The sequence below is a fragment of the Staphylococcus sp. M0911 genome, from assembly GCF_003491325.1.
Lineage (GTDB): Bacteria > Bacillota > Bacilli > Staphylococcales > Staphylococcaceae > Staphylococcus > Staphylococcus warneri_A.
Genome location: NZ_CP022881.1, coordinates 2,357,976 through 2,376,427, shown reverse-complemented (window position 1 = coordinate 2,376,427; position 18,452 = coordinate 2,357,976). Strand labels below are relative to the sequence as shown.

Genomic DNA, 18,452 nt, shown 5'->3' with positions numbered 1-18,452 from the left:
TGAAAACGCAATGATGATGTTATTACAATTAATTTTTATTTACAATGATACGACTTACACAATATAAAGAACGATTTTATTATGTATATTCACATTGATTTTTATAAAAATTGGTTGAAAAAATTATATTAAAATTAGGTGCTCTATCGAGTAAATATCAAAAAGAGGACATAGTGCCTATATGTTTGTCATTTCGTTTATTATAATTTTAAATATGATTGTAAAAAGTAATACTCTGTGCTATAATTCTTGATTGTGAGTAATGAAAATTATTCCTTGCTTATCACAAAATGATGATAAGCCGTATAGACCACAAGGAGGTGCAAATATACAATGAGAACATATGAAATTATGTACATCGTACGCCCAAACATTGAAGAAGATGCGAAAAAAGCAGTTGTTGAACGCTTTAATGGTATCTTAGCTTCAGAAGGATCAGAAGTTTTAGAAGAAAAAGACTGGGGTAAACGTCGCCTAGCTTATGAAATCAATGATTTCAAAGAAGGTTTCTATAACATCGTACGTATTAAATCAGATAACAACAAAGCTACTGACGAATTCCAACGTTTAGCTAAAATCAATGACGATATCATTCGTTACATCGTTATCCGTGAAGACCAAGATAAGTAATAATTTGACGGGGGCGTTTAAATGTTAAATAGAGTTGTATTAGTAGGTCGTTTAACGAAAGATCCAGAATACAGAACCACTCCCTCAGGCGTAAGTGTAGCGACATTTACTCTAGCAGTTAATCGTACTTTCACGAATGCTCAAGGGGAACGCGAAGCAGATTTCATTAACTGTGTTGTTTTTAGAAGACAAGCAGAAAATGTAAATAACTACTTATCTAAAGGTAGTTTAGCTGGCGTTGATGGTCGCATACAGTCACGTAGTTATGAAAATCAAGAAGGTCGTCGTATCTTTGTTACTGAAGTCGTTTGTGACAGTGTTCAATTCCTTGAACCTAAGAATTCACAAAATGGCGGTGGCCAACGTTCACAAAACAACGAATTCCAAGACTATGGTCAAGGATTCGGTGGCCAACAATCAGGACAAAATACTTCGTATAACAACAATTCATCAAGACCTAATTCAAATCAATCAGATAATCCATTTGCGAATGCGAACGGACCTATTGATATTAGTGATGATGATTTACCATTCTAAAAAATAACTAATTAAAATAAAATTAAAAGGAGGCAGTTAATCATGGCAGGTGGACCAAGAAGAGGCGGACGTCGTCGTAAAAAAGTATGCTATTTCACAGCAAATGGTATTACACATATCGATTATAAAGACACTGAATTATTAAAACGTTTTATCTCAGAACGCGGTAAAATTTTACCACGTCGTGTAACTGGTACTTCAGCTAAATATCAACGTATGTTGACAGCTGCTATCAAACGTGCACGTCATATGGCTTTATTACCATATGTTAAAGAAGAACAATAATATATAGTTTATTGTAAAACCCCGTAAGAATAGGCTTATGGGGTTGTTTTTGTGTTTTTAAATATAAAAAAAGGGCGGAAAAAGGGCATTATATGAAAGTTTTGGAAATTTAGGCATAAAAAATACGCCTATATTAAAGCGTATTTATTTTGATATTTTATTGTTTTTTTACAGGTCTGTGTTCGTGACCTTATATCAGATATAATACAGTTCGCTTTATATTCAGTTAACTATAAGTACTAATATGTTCCAATTTATTCATCATATCTTTAGCCATCTGATCAGTAACATGTGTGTATATCTCTAGTGTGGTTTTATAGTCTGAGTGACCTACACGCTCTTGTATAGCTTTTAAGTTAATCCCCAATTGAGCAAGTGTTGAAATGTGGGCATGACGTAAGGTGTGCGTCGTTACAGACTTCTTAATGGAACTAATTTCGGTAGCCTCTTTGATAATGTTGTTTATTTTGTTCAAGTCGATAGGGCTACCAGCTGTATTTGTGAATATATACCCTCTATCAATAAATTTGTCATTCCACTGGTTTTCTTTCTTGTTTTCTAAAATAAGTGTTTTAAGTAAGTTAATACTTTGGGTAGTGAGTCCGATTGTTCTATAGCTTTTACTTGTTTTAGTCGTCTCTTTTACTCCGAATGCTCCCGTCTCTTTATCAGTTACCCAATTAATTGTACCGTCGATATCTAGCGTTTTATCTTCATAGTTTATATTTTCCCTCTTTATTGCAAGTAGCTCGCCGATGCGCATGCCATTGGCGATTTGAAACTGTACTATAGCTTTAACCATGTTGTAGTTACGTTTGCGAGATGAATGATTTTTATGCTTAATTAGATAGTCGAAACAATCCAATAACTCTTTAATTTCACTATCTTCTAAATAGTTATTACGTTTAGCTTGTAGTTCGTCCCTAGTTTTAGCCTTTTTAGGAATATCTATTTTATCTAGTACACTTATATCTTGTAGATCGTAATATTTAAACGCATATTTGAAAACAGAACGAATGATAATAACAAGAGACTGAACGTGTCCTTTACTATGTAATTTAGCCCACTCATTAATAATATCTTGTAAATAATTATGAGTAATATTGTTTATCAGCACTTCTTTATCAATAGCATTTTTAACTGTGTTTGTATTGCTAATCTTTTCTTTGATTGTTGTAGCCTTTGAACCAGAATGATTTTTATAATACTCTAACCACTCATCACATGCAGCATGGAAAGTTAGTGACTTAAGTGTAGTAGGTGTCTTATCTTTCAACTTCGCCTCTATACGCTCATTTAAGCGTCTCTGAGCCTCTTTTTGTGACTGTTTACCATTCTTATTAAGTACCACGCTAACACGTCGCCATTTGTTTGTGAGTGGATCTTTGTACTTCTCGTAATAGCGAAATTGTACATCACCATGCTTGTTAGTGAATTTCTCATGCCACATTTTTATCCCTACTTTTTATATTCAAAAATTATTTCTTTATCCTCTTTTTTTATATCTATTTGATAGTTATCCGGAAATTTTATTGAAAAGTTAGTTAGGTTGTTTTTTGTCTCATCAAATTCTATTTCACCAATTTTTACAAATTCCTTGCTTGTATTACTTTGTGGTTTGATTCCTAATAATGATTTTTTTGTTATTAAGAAATCTAAATCAGTGTAATTAGCTACTTTCCAATTTTTTCTTATGTGTAATACATTAATTTGTTTATTGGTTTTAGTTAATTCATCTATTGTAAAAATAGGTGTAGCTATATTTGAATTATCAGTATCTTCAAATAGTTTTTCAATTATAAGATCAACATCATTTTTAATTGGATTTAATCTATTCTCAATAAGACTTGAATATTTAGTTTTAAGGTAACTTTCTATAAGTTCATATATAAATTTTTTGTCTTTTGAATCTAACTGTATGAAAGCTTTAGGTTCTCCGTTAAAAAAATTGAAGTCAGATATCGGCTCTATTTCTTCGAGGTCAAATGAAAAATGGTTATCATTTTTAAATCCAAAAGTAATAGGTGAGTTATGCTGATTTAATAGCCAGTTCAATGAATAGTACGGTTTTGCTACTATTGAATTATTTTCAAACATACCTCGCTCTGTTAATAAAAATTTAACGAATGGATAAGGTTGTACTTTTATTCCGCCTATCAAACAATACATTATGTATTTTTCTGCTACTAATATGTCATATGTTTCTTCTCCACCATAAAGATAAGAAGATAGGTTATATAAGTAATCGCTATTTGGAAAGGTTTTGTTGTTTTCGACCATTGATATATAAGAACTACTAACTTTAAGTTCTTCTGCTGTTTCTTTTACAGATTTCTTTTTGTTTAAGCGTTCATTCTTCAAAAACGTCCCTAAATCATACATTAAGTAAAAACTACCTTTCTTTTTAATTTATACATAGATTATAGCATTTTTAATTTCTTAAGTTAAATAATTATTGACTTTAAACTTAACTTAAGTTAAATTATAAATACAACTTAATTAAAAAGCTTTATAACTAATGTATATCGTCTGTAATTAAGTTTAATATTTAAATTTGATTAAGAGGTGATTTTGTGAAAGCTAAGGAAAATTTGTTAAAAAATGAAATATTCTTAAACGGATATTCCATAAAAGAATTTTCAGATAAGGTTAATATTTCTAGAACTTATATGAGTTCAGTAGTAACTAGAAAGAAAGGTTTAAGTCCTCAAAAAGCAAAAGATGTAGCTAATGCATTAGGTGTTGAAATTCAAGATATTTTTGAATTTGAATTTGAAGTTAAGGAGGTTAAATAATGTCTAGAACAAAGTTGCAAGATTTACCAACAAAAGAAAATACGATCACTGAACCAAAGCAAGTAGTGGTAAAGCCTATGTTTGCTAAACCTAATACGTTAGCAAGTATTTTCGGTATTTCATACAGTTCAGTAAACCGTATTTTAAAAGAGTGGGAGAAAGATTCTAAAGGTGTTGATGATTTGTATTATTCATTGTCATCAACAATGACGGTTATCAGTATTTCGCGTTTTGAAGAGTACATGAAAAAACGTCATAAAAAATGGATGTAGAAAGGAGTGAGGCAAATGAAGTTATATATTTTACTTTCAATACTAGCGACTGCTATTGGTACATTGTATGCAGTTAAAATAGATTTCTTACATGGTTTAGCAATCACATTTTTGATTCAAGTGTTTAGTATGCCAGTAGCGAATCAATTCGAATATAAAGGAGATAAATAAGATGAAACAAGAACAACTTGAAGTATTAGAACACATTAAATATCAACTTAAAACAAGTATTTATAATCACTTTGAAAGTTATGAGCATACTGAATTTAAAGATGGTCAAGAAGTAGTTTCGGAAATTAGTCGAGAAAAACATCTCGAATTAATAATGAAGTGGGCAATACAAGAGTTAGAGAAAAATTTTAATATCAATGATGAGAATGAATAAGATGAATAAATTAACTAAACAGGAATACAAAAATATGGAAAACAAATTGAATTACGATCATATGGTAAATGGTAAAAAACGCACTAAAAAAATGAGTAAACTATTACAAAAAGAATATCGTAGAGATGCTTCAATTATTAAAAGTGAATACCCTAGATTAAGTGATAGTGAGATATCAGAAATTATTATGGATTACAGAAATTATAAAGAGCTTGTAAGAGCAACAGAAACCTTGATGGACTTCCCTTTTAATTATGAAGATTCAAATGTTCATCAATTCATCACTAAAGATGATATTGAAGATCTAAAAGTAGCAATTGGAGAAATGACAAGTTTCGTTGAGAATATGGAGGATGCAGAATAGTGAACTGGGAAATTAGAGATTTATTTAGCGATTTAGAGATATTAAAGGATAGATTTGAAGATTTAAAGGATAGTCACGGTTGGCATTTTGATGAACATTATCCTTATGAAACAAATCATGTTTTAAATAAAGATGAGTTAATCAGAGAAGGGTTTTCTTACCACGAGAGACGTATTCATGACAATCAGATGTTTGATTTGCTACATCTCTATACGCAACAGTTTGATCATATTCTTAAAAAGTTTCAAGAAATAGAAAAATGCGCATCTGTTGAATGTTTGGCGACAGAAACAGATAACGCATAGAAATTTAATAATCTAACAACAGAGTAATTAAGAAATTACATATTTTCATTATAACATCATTGCTCTGTTGTTTCATCAGAGGTGAATAAATTGAACAAAATAAAGCTAGAACACGATACCCAAATATCAGTGATTTGGTATAACAACCTAGATTCTCGTTCATTTAAAAGTTTCTCTCAACCTAAATGGAGTGAGTTAGTTAATAGGTTATCAATACCACAAAATAATACTAATAAATATGCTCGTGGTGTCGCTGTATACGGCGATATAAAAGATGGTACGGATGAATATGGAAAAGAATATAAAAAATACCGTAACAATGACAATGTGATTTATCGTGATGTTCTAGTATTGGACTACGATGACATACCCAAGTTGAGACCACTGCATGATGCAATTACAGACACTTTAAAAGGTGTTGCGTGGTTTTGGCATACTACGTTTAATCATCAAACAGAAAGCCCTAGAATACGCTTGTATGTGCCATTAAATGAGCGTGTCAATGCAGATGATTACCGTAAATTTACAAAAGTGTTGGTAAATAAAATAGGACATCCAGTAGATGAGGGGAGTTTTCAACCTAGCAGAGCGATGGCTTTACCAGTAAAGAAATCAAACGATTCAATTTACATCTTTAAATATAACGATGCGCCCATTTTGAAGGTTGAAACATTAAAAAATTGGTCGGAAGAAACTAAAAAACAAATAGATCAACCAATTACAACTAACTTTAACAAGCGCGATGATGCTTATTGGCGTGATATTAGTTTTTCTGTTGCAAAGGGCAATCGTAATAACTCTTTAGCTAGTTTGATAGGACATTTATTTAGCCGACATGTGAATGAATACATTGTATACTCATATGCTTTGTTATGGGGACAAAATGCATGTAAGCCTCCACTAAAAGAACGTGAAATAAATGCTACATTTCAGTCTATTTTAAAGAAACATCGTAATAAATAGAAAGGGGGAAGTATATGGAACTAACTAAAGATGATATTCTTCACGAAATTGAAGAAGTTAAGCAAGAAAAAGATGCTATTCAAGAAGTTATTCCTAAAGGTTATGAAATTGAACAACATCAAAATGGTGTGGCACTTTATCAAATTATTCCTAGTAAAAAAGATGGTGAACCAGATAAGAAAATATTTATCACTAATACAATTCCCCAAATCACTGAACGATTCGAAGATATTGAAAGCAATGAAGTGAGTTTTAATATGCTTTTTTATGATAATCATTTACCAGTGAATTTAGGTGTTAGTGCCGAAGAAATATCTGACAGTCGTCAATTATTGAAATTAGTTAATCGGAAATTAGATGTAACTTCAACCACTTCAACTAGGTTGATTGATTATATCAATAAGTCTAAACGATATAATCCACCAGTAAATGTTAATGTGGCCACTCGTTTGGGTCATGTTAAAGGGTATTTTATTTATCCCTACCAAGAAGAAATGAAAAACTGCAATATAAAGTTGTTTAACAATGATAGAGGTTTTCAAAAGTTAATTGATTCGTTCCAAAGTAAAGGAACGCTTGAAAGTTATTCAAAAAACGTATTTAACCAAATTAAGAACTTGCCTATGGTTATGGTTATGCTATATGCGTCACTAGGTTCAGTATTGTTGCGTGAATTTGGACTACAGCCTTTTATTGTAGAAATCTCGGGCAGTACTTCAACAGGTAAGACGTTCACGCTTAACTTGGTTTCTAGTGTATGGGGTACAAGTGACCTTATTACTACATGGGGTTCTACGAAGAACAGTATTGAAGCAATGGCATCATTCTTAAATTCATTTCCAATGTTTAAAGATGATACACGTAATACAAATCCTAAATTTGTTGCAAATGCAACTTACAATTTCTCCAGTGGTGAAAGTAAATCAAGAAGTAATATCAATTTGACACTTAATGCTAAAAAAGAATGGAGAAATATACTACTTTCTACAGGTGAGGCGTCAATTTCTAACATGGCAGATGAGAAAGCTGGTGTATCTGCTCGTGTAGTAACGCTACAGGATCAACCATACCCAGATAACTTTGATTTCACCACTTTAGATAAGGCATTTCGAGAAAACTACGGGACGTTAGGCATAGCATTTATCAAGCAATATGAATCTAAAAAAGAGGCATATAAGAGTGCATTTGAAAGCTATCAACGATACTTTAATCAAAAAGGTAGCAATGAAATCATGCAACGTTTAGGGCGTGCATTTGCATTGCTACAAGTTACTGGCGAAATACTAAATGATATTGAGGGATTTGAACACGATCATTTTAAAATCATTGAACAAGCTTATGACAGCATGGTTAGAAATAATAAAACGATAGATAAACCTAAACAGCTATTAGAGGAATTACTTCAGTATTTAGATGCTAATAGAAATAATATTGCTGGTGATGGTTATAGTTCTGTCAAAAATGGTGATATCAAAGCAATATATAAACATGATTATATGTGTATATTAGGTCAAACGGTACACGAAAAATTAGGACATGAAATGCAGACAATTACAGGCCAATGGGATAAAAAAGGCTATTTAATAACTAGTAAAGACAGAATACAAAAAGAAGTTAGGTTTAATTCTCAAAAAAACAGAGGGTATGCCATTAAAAATGAGATTGTAAAAGAATTAGGATTTGATTTTTCTAATTCACATAATCCATATAATTAAAAAGTCCCCGAAGTCTCCAAGTAGTCCCCATTAAAAAATATAATTGGGGACTGGATAAAAGTTATTGTATCAACACTCTAAACAAGTTAGTCCCCAAAGTCCCCAAATAATTAATAGTGTATTAAATGAATAATTGAAAATAAAGTAAGAGCATTTAAATATATAACCACTATTGTTTATAAAAGTGGTGACTATGGGGACTATTTCTAATAAACCGAGTTATATCAAGGGTTAAAGCAGTCCCCAATAAATAAATATAGTGGGTACTCGTTGGGTACTAGTCGCCACTTATACAATATGGAGGTAAAAAAATGACAACAATTACAGAACAAGGGTATCAACAGTTTAAAATGTTAAGCAATAATACGATGTTTAGAAAACATGTTAAAGATAGTCAAAATGAAATTATTAAAATTTTAATGAGTTTATTAATGTATGCACCTACAAAAATGCATAAAACTATATTGAGTAGAGTGCTCCTACTTCGAGACAAATATTATTTATATATTAGCGGTGGATCTCTACATTTATTTACTAGAGATTTTAAAAGTGCTATTTCATTTAATATTAAACAACCTAATCCAAAATATATCGACTACTTTACTGATTATTGGATAGTTGAAATTGACAATTTAAATTCACTTAAAAAAGGATATGGCAATAAGTTAATGAATGAAGTTCTGGAAATAACTTCCGTTATGAAAGTTGATGTTTGTTTATGGACTGAAACGATTTCTAATACTAAATATTTTGAAAAATATGGTTTTGAAAGCATCGGTAAACGTGGAAGAGCGAAAGAAAATTTGATGATTAAGAGGAAAGAGGTATAGCAACATGAACGTTGAAATAATCGCAAACCAATTTGAAACAAGAGCAGGCACGTTATTAAGATATTACACAGGTTTGTTAGAAAGTAGCAGAAAGACACCGTTTGGATTCAAAATATATAACGATCCGTTTGATATGGTGTATGTGGTCATGGAAGGTAATTTGTACGGCCATATCTACATTAAAGATTGTAATGTTAGAAAAGCGTTTGAATTAGCGTCTCCTAAGCACACTGAAGGACTTATAAGAAGTATTGAGGGGCATTATGCAGGTTATGAAATACCAGATGGGACACATGACACTATCAGCGATATGATGGCTAGTTTTATGTTTGATAATGATTATTTCATGTATGGCCTAGAAACATTTGCAGAAAGTAATAATACTGATATGTTCGAGTATATGGAAAAAGATTTTGGTGTAGAAGAACTTGAGGGTATTCAGTCTAGTAATGCTGATGTGATAGGTAATATGGAAATGTTATACCAGTTAGCAACAGGGATTAATGAACCAGCAACAGAATTAGTTGAGGGATTGAAGTTGGTAACTGAATTTGTGCAAGATGAGAACGCTACACAAGAGGATTACAAAGCGTTAGAGCGTAAGTTAAGTGAATTGAAAGCAACTTATTATAGTTTAAATAAGTAGTGTTAAGAGGGGTCACATATGTTGTGTGGCTCCTATATAAAAATAGGAAAGGTTTTATGAAGGTATGAAAAAATAGCAGAGTTCAAATTTAGGCTTTGATTAAAAACTAAAAAAAGCTAAGTATTCAAAAATTCATAAGGGGCAAAACTACACTCTTAAACAGAACATTTGTTCTTATTAGAGAGTTTGTGAAAGTATATGAATGTCATTATAAATATTGTTATATCAATGTTTAAGTTGAATGATAAGAAATAATTAAAATCAGTAAAATGGAGAACGTAAGTTTGCGTTTTAAGTGTAAATTTAGTATAATAGAGATAAGGAGAAAAAGTTCAGAGCGAAAGAAATCATGTGTAAGAATCATTGAAAATTAGGGGACAACAAATACTAATATATAAGAGGTTTTGACATGATAAAAACGATAGAAAAACAGGTAGCTCAACCACCAACCGAATATTTAAGAGTTTATGATATTATTCAGAACTCAAATGAAAAGTATGTAACTAAGACTAAGATATTGAATCAACTGGGTTATCCCCTAAATAAAGCCAATGATAGATGGCTTACACAAGTTATTACTAGCTTAATTATTAACTATCAATATCCAGTAGGTTATAGCTATAAGAAAGATGCTAGAGGCTACTACATCATTAAAAGTGAAGAAGATAAGCAACAAGCTATCTATAGTGTTAAACGCCAAGTATTAGGCGCACAGACACGCTTAAAAGCGTTAGAAGAAATAAAAGTATAAAAAATTTGAAAAGAAAGAGGTATAAGAGTATGACGACAACAACCAAGCAAAATACATGGGGTGTATTCTTTGATGATAGGAAATATAGAAATCTATTAGGAGATTTAGACGATCTACTTACTGAAACTAAGACAATGTATAGACAGGGCTATCGTCCAGATGTCATTGATAAGCAACAACAACCAAAAGTTGAGGCGTTAACTGAAAGTTTTAAACAGTTTGCTATAAATAAGATGGAAGATATCAAAAATAAACTAGATACATTAACTGAACAAGCGCAACAGGATTATAACAATCCTCAATCAGAAATGTTAAAGCGCCAAGATCTATCAGCTAAAATTGATTTAATTGATAACACTGAAGTTATCGCAATGATTGTAAATGTTGATGCTACTAATACGACGGTATATGAATTGAAGTTACTCCAAGATGTCATCAATAAGCGATTTACTGAAAGTGAAAAAAATAAAGTAGCCATGAGTTTTGAAACATTGAAACAAAATGTTCTATATCCAGAGCGTAATGATGAATTTGCTCAACTTGAATATAACTATAACGTAATTAATCAAACGGGAATGGATAACAGTGGTGTGGTTGTAACAGAAAATGAATATGGTTCAGTGGATTTCAAAACGATTAATGACCGATATGCTGATGCAATCAAAAGTGTGACAAAATAAAAACTAACTAGCGCCTATCCTTAATTGGGTAGGCTCATTCTATATTATTGGGGGTATTATCGTGCAGGAACATACTAATGAATCATATCAACAATCAAAGATATCTGAATATGAGTTATTAACAAAATATAATCCTAAATACATTAATTCTAAAATCAAAACGGCACAGTCACATATAGATGAGATGTATCATTTAAGTACTTCCATTACAACATGTGATCAGATTATGGGTATTATTTCTGTATCTTATCCAGTTGATAATTTAGTGATATGGATTAGTGAAACAAAAGGTAATTTGAAACGTTTTAAAGATGATTCAGCCATCCGATTATATTTATTAAAGCAGGTGCTCAATACCTATACCAAAGAAGAACAACAAAAAGTGGTTAGATACATGCAATCGCATGGACGTATCAAGACGCATGAGCTCATTGAACGTTTGCAGGTAGATTTATATAACATTAGCCATGATACGCCTTTAACAAAGACTAGTGAGCCACAACAGACAATGGTGGTGTGATTATGTTTGTTGGTGATAAAGAGACACTGAAAGACTTTATATTAAACTACCATAATAATGTGGATGATGATTATAAGTATGTATCAGTTAATGATTTCTTTACGTTAAATGATGATGTAGAAGAATATTCATATCAAACAATTAATGCAGATGAACATATATTTATGAATGACCTAGATATCCTGGTTGATCGTATTGCAGATTTTAGAGAATACAATATTTTTATGTTGCTATGTAATGGACGCACATTTAATGATATAGCTCAAATACTAGAAATTACCCAATCCAGAGTCCAACAATTATTTGATGGTTTACTAAATAAAATTATAGATAATAAGGAGTGATTCAATGGACAAATTAACGCCTAAACAAGAGCGTTTTGCGAATGAGTATATTAAGACACTTAACGTTACTCAAAGCGCTATAAATGCTGGTTATAGCTCAAATAGCGCACACGTAACAGGTAGTAGGTTACTACGCAAAGAGAAAGTGGACGAATACATTAAAAGTAAGAAAGATGAAATAATGGACGATACCATTTTATCTACGAAGGAAACACTGTATCTATTAACACAATCAGCTATTGGAGACGAGACGGAAACGAAAGAAGTAGTGGTTAAGAAGAGTTCATTTGAAAAGAATCCAGATACAGGACGTATGAATCTTGTATACAATGAGCATGTGGAATTAGTTGATGTGCCTATAAAAGTGAGTGATCGTTTGAAAGCCCGTGATCTACTTGGTCGTTACCACAGTATCTTTACTGATAAAGTGGATATGAATGTGGCAACACCAATATTTATTGATAGCATCGGTCAAGACGATGAGAATAATGAGCGAGATTTAAAAGAGTTGGAAAAGCAATATCCAAACGCTACATTCCATATTGATGATATAGGGAGATTTTGATGAGTAATATCTAATTTTATATTAAATTTGAATTATAGGGTATCGTAAAATGTAAAAAAATTGGTATAGTTTATTAGTGGGTTTACATTCCCATTTATCCACTCGAATGTATGTATTCCCATTTATCCACTCGAATGTATGTATTCGCTTTAATTTTATTTACAGGGTAGTCCTAGTGACTGCCTTATTTTTGTTAGAGATTAATTTCGTTTCAAGCTCAACTATATCCAATAATTTACAATAATAAAATATTGTGTTATAAATGTACTAGTGATTCATATGGAATTGCACTTATGTATAGTTTATTGATTTATCCCAAAATAGATCTCAATTCTAATTAATAGGGTAGTCCTAGCGACTGCCCCTTTTTTATGGAAAATATATAAAATAATTGATATATTAACAAACATAAAGCCAAAACTTTTTTACATTTAGAGTGCTCAATTTTGAGTACTCTTCTTTAGTTTGTTGAATATTTCAGATTTTATGATATATTTAGATTAACAACCTCATTGGGGTTGTGTCATTTTAAAGCTTATCGAAACAAGGCAGTCCATTGTGGCTGTCTTTTTGAAATGCATAAATTTATGATTATTTTTAGTTACATTATTTTCAGGTAAATCGTTAAATATTTAGGATTTATTTAGAGTGATGTAAAATTTTTTATTAGTTGTATTAATATAGTTTTCATGTTAACATAGTTACGTTCTTTCCTAGAGAACTTGAACTTGAAGTAGAGTAGTCGTCACGGCTACTCTTTTTTGACTATATATTTAAATATGTTATAATAAACGTACTTCTCCCAAAAGAAGTATAAGTACGTAACCGACTAACGAGCTAAAAATCGTTAGTTTTTTCTTTCTACTATTGAAAATGTTAAACTATTACTACTTCTTGTTTATACCTCATAAAAAACGATAAGTTATAGTAACAACCCTTACTATTAAAGATGACAGTCGTTTTGCGGCTGTCGTTTTTGTTTACAACTAATTGTTTTATTGTTAGAATAGATACATCACATGAATTTTACTTTGTTTATGTTTATACTCAGTGGTCTTTGAATGACCACTTTTTTATTTGTTTTAATATAATTTTTTTGGTATTGTATGTTTAGGGACGCTAGCTAATAAATTTAGTTTCTTGGTTTATATATTGATACATTTTGGTACGAGGCACGTTGTTGTCTCGTACATTTTTTTGAAATAATTTAAATGAATTCTGGTATTTCTAAAACACTATGGAAAAGACGAATGAAAAAGATCTGTGCGCGATAGTGATAGTTATGTTAAAATAGCTTAGGAGCTCCCCAGCTCCGTAATTGCTTACGCTCAAAGGTTATCTAACCGCCACACTCTTAATTGAGTGTGGTTTTTATGTATATTGAATAAGAATTATAATGATTGAATCAACTGAACTTAAATAATAGCACAATAATAACCATCGTACATATTGCATATAAAATAGTCCATAATGAGTATGTTCTTTTATGATTGTGGTCTGATAATTTAAATAACATATATAGATAATAAGAGAATAGTAAAAGACAAATAAAACAGAGTATATATAGGCATACTATGACAAAGGTCAATACATTATCACCTCACTAAAAATTTATATATATTTTTATTTTAACAGATATTTTAATTTATATAGTAAATACCACGTTTATATTTTAGATTACTGGATATAATATAAGTATCCGATTTGTTTATTTATATTTTTAGCACTACATCTCTTAGGTGTAGTGTTTTTTAAGCTGAGAAATGTTCTGTGTTGCAGTGGGGAATGAGCTTGTGTAGCTAACTTGTTATAAGTACATTAATATACCTATATAGATGCTAGTTGAGTTACTATATTTTACTACAAAGCTCAAAATTGAGCCCTGAAGATTATTAGAGGACAATCCAAAATTGGATAGTGGTTTTATACAATAATATACGTCGGAATCTCAAGTTTGAGACGTACTTTAATGAATAAAAATAAAATGTTGAATATATTATTTTGTATCAATGAAATGGATAAGATTATTGATAATTTTAAGGGCAAAAAAGGGCATAATATTGAAACAAAGGGCAAGTGTATGAACATTAATTTGATGACTTTATAGCTGTAATCCTTTATTTATAGGTATTTTGATAGTGAGTGAAATGTTATAAAATATGTTTATATAAAAGAAGAACAATAATATATAGTTTATTGTCGGAACCTTGTAGGCTTAGCCTATGAGGTTCTTTTTTGTTTTCAAAAACTTCATGAGGGATATTCAATATGTAAATAATGTGAATCTGAAGACTTTGAATTTTTCCATGTGTGGAGTTGCTTAGTTATTTTTGTTAAGCTTAAAGTATACATAATGATTTATTGATTTTTACGGGGTGATGGGTAATCAATTCTAAAGTGAATGAAGTAATTAAAGGTGTATGTATTAATTTAATGATTACATTTGCAATTGGTATAGTAATTACGTATTTTAACTTTGATTACGGTATTGATAATGCCTTTTTTCATTTTTTAGAAAAAATTAGCGTTGTAAAGTTCTTTGACAATCATTCTGCGAATACTGCAGTGACGCTAGGACTATTGTTAACAGCTTATGAAGTCATTGATACATTATTTTTAGAGGATGATGAAGAGGATGAAACTGAGCGCTCTATACACGAAAAATAAATCACGAATAAAGAAAAGCTATGGCTGAAACTGATTTGATGTCAGTGCCATAGCTTTTCTTAATGGTTGTTATTAAAACGACCTAATAAAAATGAAGTTAAACTACTTAAAATAATTAATATAATAAGAAAAGAAAGTAGATAAATTTGATTGCTTTCAACATGAAAACCCATCTCAAATTGACCATGTAAATGACCATTAATATAAAAATTGAGTGTAATAATGATCAGAATTAAAATAATAGATATCGCACTTAATAAATCGAAGCCTATTTTAAAAATGAAAAATTTATTTTTATTTGCGTTCAAGATGATACAACCTTTCATATTCTTAGAAAATAATAAGTCGGTACCATCCCATTTGTTTATTGTGCATTCGTTATTGAATGAATTGCAATTAGAAATTTTAAATGAATGGTTAATAATTATCAATATATAAATATCTATTTTTTTACTAGTTTTAATAAATTTTTAACTAAAATTGTTTCGGGATGTGATTATGGGGTATACACCATAGGTAGACATAATGATAATTATGTATTGAAAGGAGTGAAGACACATGTTCGGATTAATAGGAATGATCATCGTAGGTGGTCTTATCGGTTGGATTGCAGGTGCAATTCTTGGTAAAGATATCCCAGGCGGTATTTTAGGTAATATTATTGCTGGTATCGTAGGTGCATGGGTTGGTTCAATGATCTTTGGACATTGGGGACCAGAACTAGGTAAAATTTATATCTTCCCAGCATTATTAGGTTCAATTATTTTAATTTTCGTGGTATCACTTATTTTAAAAGCTTTACGAAAAAAATAATTGTAACATAGCAATAGAGATGACCTTAATTGATAAGGACATCTCTATTTTTTTATTATTTAATAGTAGCCCAATTACTCTACGTAAATACTAGCTAAAATGGTCATTAGAAGTGTTAGTAAACATGCTAAAAGGATGATATTTTGTACTTTAATTGAATTACTTTTATAACCATTTTGTCTGTAAATATAAAATAAAAACAACCATGACAAAATGACGAGTATACCTAAAATAATAATCATTATTTTCATAACATATATACCTCCTCATTGGTTACGTACCCTAATCGATTGATCATAATTGAAGAGTTATATTGAGGAAAGTGATTATAAAAATATATATCATTTAAATTTAGACAAAAAAAGAGGATGACGCTGGGTAACGCCATCCAGGAGTATTATGTTCATGAATATAAAAGACTTTGTAGTTACTTATTAACTACATGTATATAATATCATGAATTATATTACCAATTAAAACAACTTAATTCTAAAATAAATTTTTCGTTGTGTACATTTAATTATAAATATGCAATCATATCATTCATTTTTTAATTTTATTTATCATATATGCATGAATAGTTAGTCAATTCTTAATATTTTTCGAAGTGTTGTATGTTTATGCATGGATTGATACGATAGCTTTATGGAGGGATTCATTTTGGAAGGTATATTAACATTTATATTGATTTCACTCTTAATCATCATTGTACCTGGACCTGATTTTCTAATTGTAATGAAAAATACGGTCCATTCAGGGAAAAGAAACGGTATGATGTCCGCATTAGGTATTACCACGGGTCATATTGTTTACGCTAGTTTAGCTATTTTTGGAATTATATACATATTAATAAGTTTATATTATGTCTTTGTTTTGATTAAAGTACTTGGTGCATGTTATTTAATCTATTTAGGCGTACGCTCTATCTTATCAGCACGTCAATCGATGTCATTTAATGATAAAAAACAAGACTTAAATCAAGTGTCATATCTATCATCATATAGACAAGGTTTCTTAAGTACGATATTAAATCCTAAAGCATTACTTTATTACATGAGTATATTACCTCAATTCTTATCACAAGGAAATATACATATGACCTCTCAAGTTGCAGTTTTAGCATTATCGGTAGTGCTTGTAACATGTTGTTGGTTCCTATTCTGCGTCTTTATATTTCAATATATTAAATTACTGTTCAGTAATCCTAAAATTAAAGCTATTTTTGATTATGCGGTAGGAATTATTTTAATTGGATTATCAATTAATTTATTATTAAGTAAAACAAGTTAATATGAGTGAGGAGATTCAAAATGAAAATATATTTAGTAAGACATGGTGAATCTAAATCCAATTATGATAATAAGTATGGAGAGCCTTATTTTTGTGGTCAACTTAATGTGCCATTAACGGAGCAAGGTACGGAGAGTGCACAAGCATTGGTAAATTATTTTACGAATAAAAACATTGATCATGTATACGTTTCAAGCTTATTAAGAACACAACAAACGTATGAAGCAATATTTCCTTATAATATACCGACAACATTTACTGATTTATTAAAAGAAAGATCGCTAGGTGTCTTTGAAGGGAAATATAAAAAAGAAGTGTCACAGGATGAAACCTTTTATAAATATTTTAATGATGATAACTTCAAAGATTTCCGTCATAGCTTTACTCAAAAAGCACCAGAAGGAGAAAGCTATCAAGATGTATTTGATAGAGTAGCAACTTTTTTCAATTCTATTGTTGATCCTAATGCAGATCAAATAGTCATAGTTGCCCATCAGGTTGTCATTAGATGTATCTTTGTGTATTTAGAACAAATAACGAAAGATGAAGCGTTAACTGCTAAAATTGAGAACTGTAAACCTTATCTTATTGAAATGTAAAAAAGAGTGAAATGCCCCTAAATGAAAGGTGCATTTCACTTTTTTAAATTTAAGACGTCCAGTAGTCTAAATAGATACATTTTAATTTGTTGACCTTTTCTTTTGTTTCGATGAGTCCACGATGAGCGTTACAAAAACACTTATTATAATTAAAATTGAAGATATAGTAGCGGTAACGCCAATCCAATAGTTTTCCATAAAGAATGCGATAAGTGCCAATAATGCCCATACTGGAACCGCAATAATTTGAAGAATACTTGAAATAATTCTGGTTGTCATATAGTTGAAAAAACATAATATGAGTGCAGGTAATGCTATTGCTACCATAGTACCTATTGCAGACCAAAGTTCTACAGGCTTATCCAAACTGATTGTATTAGGCCCAGTGGGATATTTAGCACACATTAAAATAGTTAACATTGTTGATAAAATCGCGAGCACTACAAAAGATACACGTAACTTCATCTTGTCACTCTCCAAAATATTTTTTAAATGA

General features: G+C 30.5%; 26 protein-coding genes. 23 read left to right on the top strand and 3 right to left on the bottom strand.

Features of this window, described 5'->3' with window-relative positions:
* The first annotated feature begins 333 nt into the window (after positions 1-333).
* The 3 genes from rpsF to rpsR are packed head-to-tail and all read left to right on the top strand — an operon-like array spanning position 334 to position 1,452.
* Entirely contained in the window at positions 334-630 is a 297-nt protein-coding gene (gene rpsF, locus ssp1_RS11540; RefSeq protein WP_002451521.1) for a 30S ribosomal protein S6, read from the top strand.
* A 21-nt stretch (positions 631-651) separates the two neighbouring features.
* Complete coding sequence (gene ssb, locus ssp1_RS11535) at positions 652-1,167, top strand: single-stranded DNA-binding protein (protein WP_002451520.1); 516 nt, start codon at positions 652-654, stop codon at positions 1,165-1,167.
* Positions 1,168-1,209: 42 nt separating this feature from the next.
* Entirely contained in the window at positions 1,210-1,452 is a 243-nt protein-coding gene (gene rpsR, locus ssp1_RS11530; protein ID WP_002451519.1) for a 30S ribosomal protein S18, read from the top strand.
* A gap of 226 nt (positions 1,453-1,678) precedes the next feature.
* On the opposite strand, the gene ssp1_RS11525 is transcribed toward rpsR, so the two are convergent.
* Both ssp1_RS11525 and ssp1_RS11520 read right to left on the bottom strand, forming a co-directional pair.
* Positions 1,679-2,902 (bottom strand): tyrosine-type recombinase/integrase, encoded by a 1,224-nt coding sequence (locus tag ssp1_RS11525; protein ID WP_118828228.1) that lies wholly within the window; start codon positions 2,900-2,902, stop codon positions 1,679-1,681.
* A gap of 8 nt (positions 2,903-2,910) precedes the next feature.
* Positions 2,911-3,834 carry a helix-turn-helix domain-containing protein gene (locus tag ssp1_RS11520; RefSeq protein ID WP_107560731.1) on the bottom strand — a complete coding sequence of 308 codons (924 nt, stop codon included), beginning with the start codon at positions 3,832-3,834 and terminating at the stop codon, positions 2,911-2,913.
* Between the two features lie 191 nt (positions 3,835-4,025).
* On the opposite strand from ssp1_RS11520, the gene ssp1_RS11515 reads away from it, so the two are divergent.
* From ssp1_RS11515 to ssp1_RS11435, 17 genes are all read left to right on the top strand, one after another.
* The gene (locus ssp1_RS11515; protein WP_107536183.1) at positions 4,026-4,247 is read left to right on the top strand and encodes a helix-turn-helix transcriptional regulator; all 222 of its coding nucleotides are present in this window, start codon (positions 4,026-4,028) and stop codon (positions 4,245-4,247) included.
* A complete protein-coding gene (locus ssp1_RS11510) occupies positions 4,247-4,519 on the top strand; it encodes a helix-turn-helix domain-containing protein (RefSeq protein WP_107536184.1) in 273 nt (90 codons plus the stop codon). The genes ssp1_RS11515 and ssp1_RS11510 overlap by 1 nt, the downstream gene beginning before the upstream one ends.
* A 15-nt stretch (positions 4,520-4,534) precedes the next feature.
* The gene (locus ssp1_RS11940) at positions 4,535-4,690 is read left to right on the top strand and encodes a hypothetical protein (protein ID WP_162886120.1); all 156 of its coding nucleotides are present in this window, start codon (positions 4,535-4,537) and stop codon (positions 4,688-4,690) included.
* Between the two features lies 1 nt (position 4,691).
* Positions 4,692-4,904, top strand: coding sequence for a type II toxin-antitoxin system antitoxin TscA (gene tscA / locus ssp1_RS11505; protein WP_107536185.1), 213 nt, complete (start codon positions 4,692-4,694; stop codon positions 4,902-4,904).
* A 1-nt stretch (position 4,905) separates the two neighbouring features.
* Complete coding sequence (locus tag ssp1_RS11500) at positions 4,906-5,268, top strand: pathogenicity island protein (RefSeq protein WP_118828227.1); 363 nt, start codon at positions 4,906-4,908, stop codon at positions 5,266-5,268.
* Positions 5,268-5,573 (top strand): type II toxin-antitoxin system toxin TscT, encoded by a 306-nt coding sequence (gene tscT / locus ssp1_RS11495; protein ID WP_107536187.1) that lies wholly within the window; start codon positions 5,268-5,270, stop codon positions 5,571-5,573. The genes ssp1_RS11500 and tscT overlap by 1 nt, the downstream gene beginning before the upstream one ends.
* Before the next feature lie 90 nt (positions 5,574-5,663).
* On the top strand, positions 5,664-6,536 hold the full coding sequence (locus tag ssp1_RS11490; RefSeq protein ID WP_107536188.1) for a primase alpha helix C-terminal domain-containing protein: 873 nt from the start codon (positions 5,664-5,666) through the stop codon (positions 6,534-6,536).
* 14 nt (positions 6,537-6,550) lie between these two features.
* Positions 6,551-8,251, top strand: coding sequence for a DUF927 domain-containing protein (locus ssp1_RS11485; RefSeq protein ID WP_107536189.1), 1,701 nt, complete (start codon positions 6,551-6,553; stop codon positions 8,249-8,251).
* Between the two features lie 311 nt (positions 8,252-8,562).
* Positions 8,563-9,081 carry a hypothetical protein gene (locus tag ssp1_RS11480; RefSeq protein ID WP_107536190.1) on the top strand — a complete coding sequence of 173 codons (519 nt, stop codon included), beginning with the start codon at positions 8,563-8,565 and terminating at the stop codon, positions 9,079-9,081.
* Between the two features lie 4 nt (positions 9,082-9,085).
* A complete protein-coding gene (locus ssp1_RS11475) occupies positions 9,086-9,727 on the top strand; it encodes a pathogenicity island protein (RefSeq protein WP_107536191.1) in 642 nt (213 codons plus the stop codon).
* A 409-nt stretch (positions 9,728-10,136) separates the two neighbouring features.
* Entirely contained in the window at positions 10,137-10,478 is a 342-nt protein-coding gene (locus tag ssp1_RS11470) for a pathogenicity island protein (RefSeq protein WP_107536192.1), read from the top strand.
* 29 nt (positions 10,479-10,507) lie between these two features.
* Positions 10,508-11,158 carry a hypothetical protein gene (locus ssp1_RS11465; RefSeq protein WP_107536193.1) on the top strand — a complete coding sequence of 217 codons (651 nt, stop codon included), beginning with the start codon at positions 10,508-10,510 and terminating at the stop codon, positions 11,156-11,158.
* A gap of 61 nt (positions 11,159-11,219) precedes the next feature.
* Positions 11,220-11,678, top strand: a complete 459-nt coding sequence (locus ssp1_RS11460; RefSeq protein WP_107536194.1) for a pathogenicity island protein — start codon at positions 11,220-11,222, stop codon at positions 11,676-11,678.
* Between the two features lie 2 nt (positions 11,679-11,680).
* Positions 11,681-12,022, top strand: a complete 342-nt coding sequence (locus ssp1_RS11455; RefSeq protein ID WP_107536195.1) for a helix-turn-helix domain-containing protein — start codon at positions 11,681-11,683, stop codon at positions 12,020-12,022.
* Positions 12,023-12,026: 4 nt separating this feature from the next.
* Positions 12,027-12,587 (top strand): terminase small subunit, encoded by a 561-nt coding sequence (locus tag ssp1_RS11450; protein WP_107536196.1) that lies wholly within the window; start codon positions 12,027-12,029, stop codon positions 12,585-12,587.
* 2,397 nt (positions 12,588-14,984) lie between these two features.
* Positions 14,985-15,254, top strand: coding sequence for a hypothetical protein (locus ssp1_RS11445; RefSeq protein WP_037552286.1), 270 nt, complete (start codon positions 14,985-14,987; stop codon positions 15,252-15,254).
* 558 nt (positions 15,255-15,812) lie between these two features.
* Complete coding sequence (locus ssp1_RS11435; protein ID WP_002451497.1) at positions 15,813-16,067, top strand: GlsB/YeaQ/YmgE family stress response membrane protein; 255 nt, start codon at positions 15,813-15,815, stop codon at positions 16,065-16,067.
* 74 nt (positions 16,068-16,141) lie between these two features.
* Here the strand turns inward: ssp1_RS11435 and ssp1_RS11935 are convergent, their stop codons facing one another.
* A complete protein-coding gene (locus ssp1_RS11935) occupies positions 16,142-16,318 on the bottom strand; it encodes a hypothetical protein (RefSeq protein ID WP_002451496.1) in 177 nt (58 codons plus the stop codon).
* Between the two features lie 409 nt (positions 16,319-16,727).
* On the opposite strand from ssp1_RS11935, the gene ssp1_RS11430 reads away from it, so the two are divergent.
* From ssp1_RS11430 to ssp1_RS11965, 3 genes are all read left to right on the top strand, one after another.
* Positions 16,728-17,357 carry a LysE family translocator gene (locus tag ssp1_RS11430; protein ID WP_075778243.1) on the top strand — a complete coding sequence of 210 codons (630 nt, stop codon included), beginning with the start codon at positions 16,728-16,730 and terminating at the stop codon, positions 17,355-17,357.
* 20 nt (positions 17,358-17,377) lie between these two features.
* The gene (locus ssp1_RS11425; protein WP_075778242.1) at positions 17,378-17,956 is read left to right on the top strand and encodes a histidine phosphatase family protein; all 579 of its coding nucleotides are present in this window, start codon (positions 17,378-17,380) and stop codon (positions 17,954-17,956) included.
* A gap of 283 nt (positions 17,957-18,239) precedes the next feature.
* The gene (locus ssp1_RS11965; RefSeq protein ID WP_182463823.1) at positions 18,240-18,452 is read left to right on the top strand and encodes a hypothetical protein; all 213 of its coding nucleotides are present in this window, start codon (positions 18,240-18,242) and stop codon (positions 18,450-18,452) included.

What these genes read in the sequence shown, in the direction of transcription:
- ssp1_RS11525 (WP_118828228.1), bottom strand. Translation starts at nt 2,902, where the DNA reads ATGTGGCATGAGAAATTCACTAACAAGCATGGTGATGTACAATTTCGC.
- ssp1_RS11425 (WP_075778242.1), top strand. Translation starts at nt 17,378, where the DNA reads ATGAAAATATATTTAGTAAGACATGGTGAATCTAAATCCAATTATGAT.
- ssp1_RS11520 (WP_107560731.1), bottom strand. Translation starts at nt 3,834, where the DNA reads ATGTATGATTTAGGGACGTTTTTGAAGAATGAACGCTTAAACAAAAAG.
- ssp1_RS11510 (WP_107536184.1), top strand. Translation starts at nt 4,247, where the DNA reads ATGTCTAGAACAAAGTTGCAAGATTTACCAACAAAAGAAAATACGATC.
- ssp1_RS11480 (WP_107536190.1), top strand. Translation starts at nt 8,563, where the DNA reads ATGACAACAATTACAGAACAAGGGTATCAACAGTTTAAAATGTTAAGC.
- rpsR (WP_002451519.1), top strand. Translation starts at nt 1,210, where the DNA reads ATGGCAGGTGGACCAAGAAGAGGCGGACGTCGTCGTAAAAAAGTATGC.
- ssp1_RS11470 (WP_107536192.1), top strand. Translation starts at nt 10,137, where the DNA reads ATGATAAAAACGATAGAAAAACAGGTAGCTCAACCACCAACCGAATAT.
- ssb (WP_002451520.1), top strand. Translation starts at nt 652, where the DNA reads ATGTTAAATAGAGTTGTATTAGTAGGTCGTTTAACGAAAGATCCAGAA.
- ssp1_RS11450 (WP_107536196.1), top strand. Translation starts at nt 12,027, where the DNA reads ATGGACAAATTAACGCCTAAACAAGAGCGTTTTGCGAATGAGTATATT.
- ssp1_RS11500 (WP_118828227.1), top strand. Translation starts at nt 4,906, where the DNA reads ATGAATAAATTAACTAAACAGGAATACAAAAATATGGAAAACAAATTG.
- ssp1_RS11485 (WP_107536189.1), top strand. Translation starts at nt 6,551, where the DNA reads ATGGAACTAACTAAAGATGATATTCTTCACGAAATTGAAGAAGTTAAG.
- ssp1_RS11475 (WP_107536191.1), top strand. Translation starts at nt 9,086, where the DNA reads ATGAACGTTGAAATAATCGCAAACCAATTTGAAACAAGAGCAGGCACG.
- tscA (WP_107536185.1), top strand. Translation starts at nt 4,692, where the DNA reads ATGAAACAAGAACAACTTGAAGTATTAGAACACATTAAATATCAACTT.
- rpsF (WP_002451521.1), top strand. Translation starts at nt 334, where the DNA reads ATGAGAACATATGAAATTATGTACATCGTACGCCCAAACATTGAAGAA.
- ssp1_RS11940 (WP_162886120.1), top strand. Translation starts at nt 4,535, where the DNA reads ATGAAGTTATATATTTTACTTTCAATACTAGCGACTGCTATTGGTACA.
- ssp1_RS11455 (WP_107536195.1), top strand. Translation starts at nt 11,681, where the DNA reads ATGTTTGTTGGTGATAAAGAGACACTGAAAGACTTTATATTAAACTAC.
- ssp1_RS11435 (WP_002451497.1), top strand. Translation starts at nt 15,813, where the DNA reads ATGTTCGGATTAATAGGAATGATCATCGTAGGTGGTCTTATCGGTTGG.
- ssp1_RS11935 (WP_002451496.1), bottom strand. Translation starts at nt 16,318, where the DNA reads ATGAAAATAATGATTATTATTTTAGGTATACTCGTCATTTTGTCATGG.
- ssp1_RS11465 (WP_107536193.1), top strand. Translation starts at nt 10,508, where the DNA reads ATGACGACAACAACCAAGCAAAATACATGGGGTGTATTCTTTGATGAT.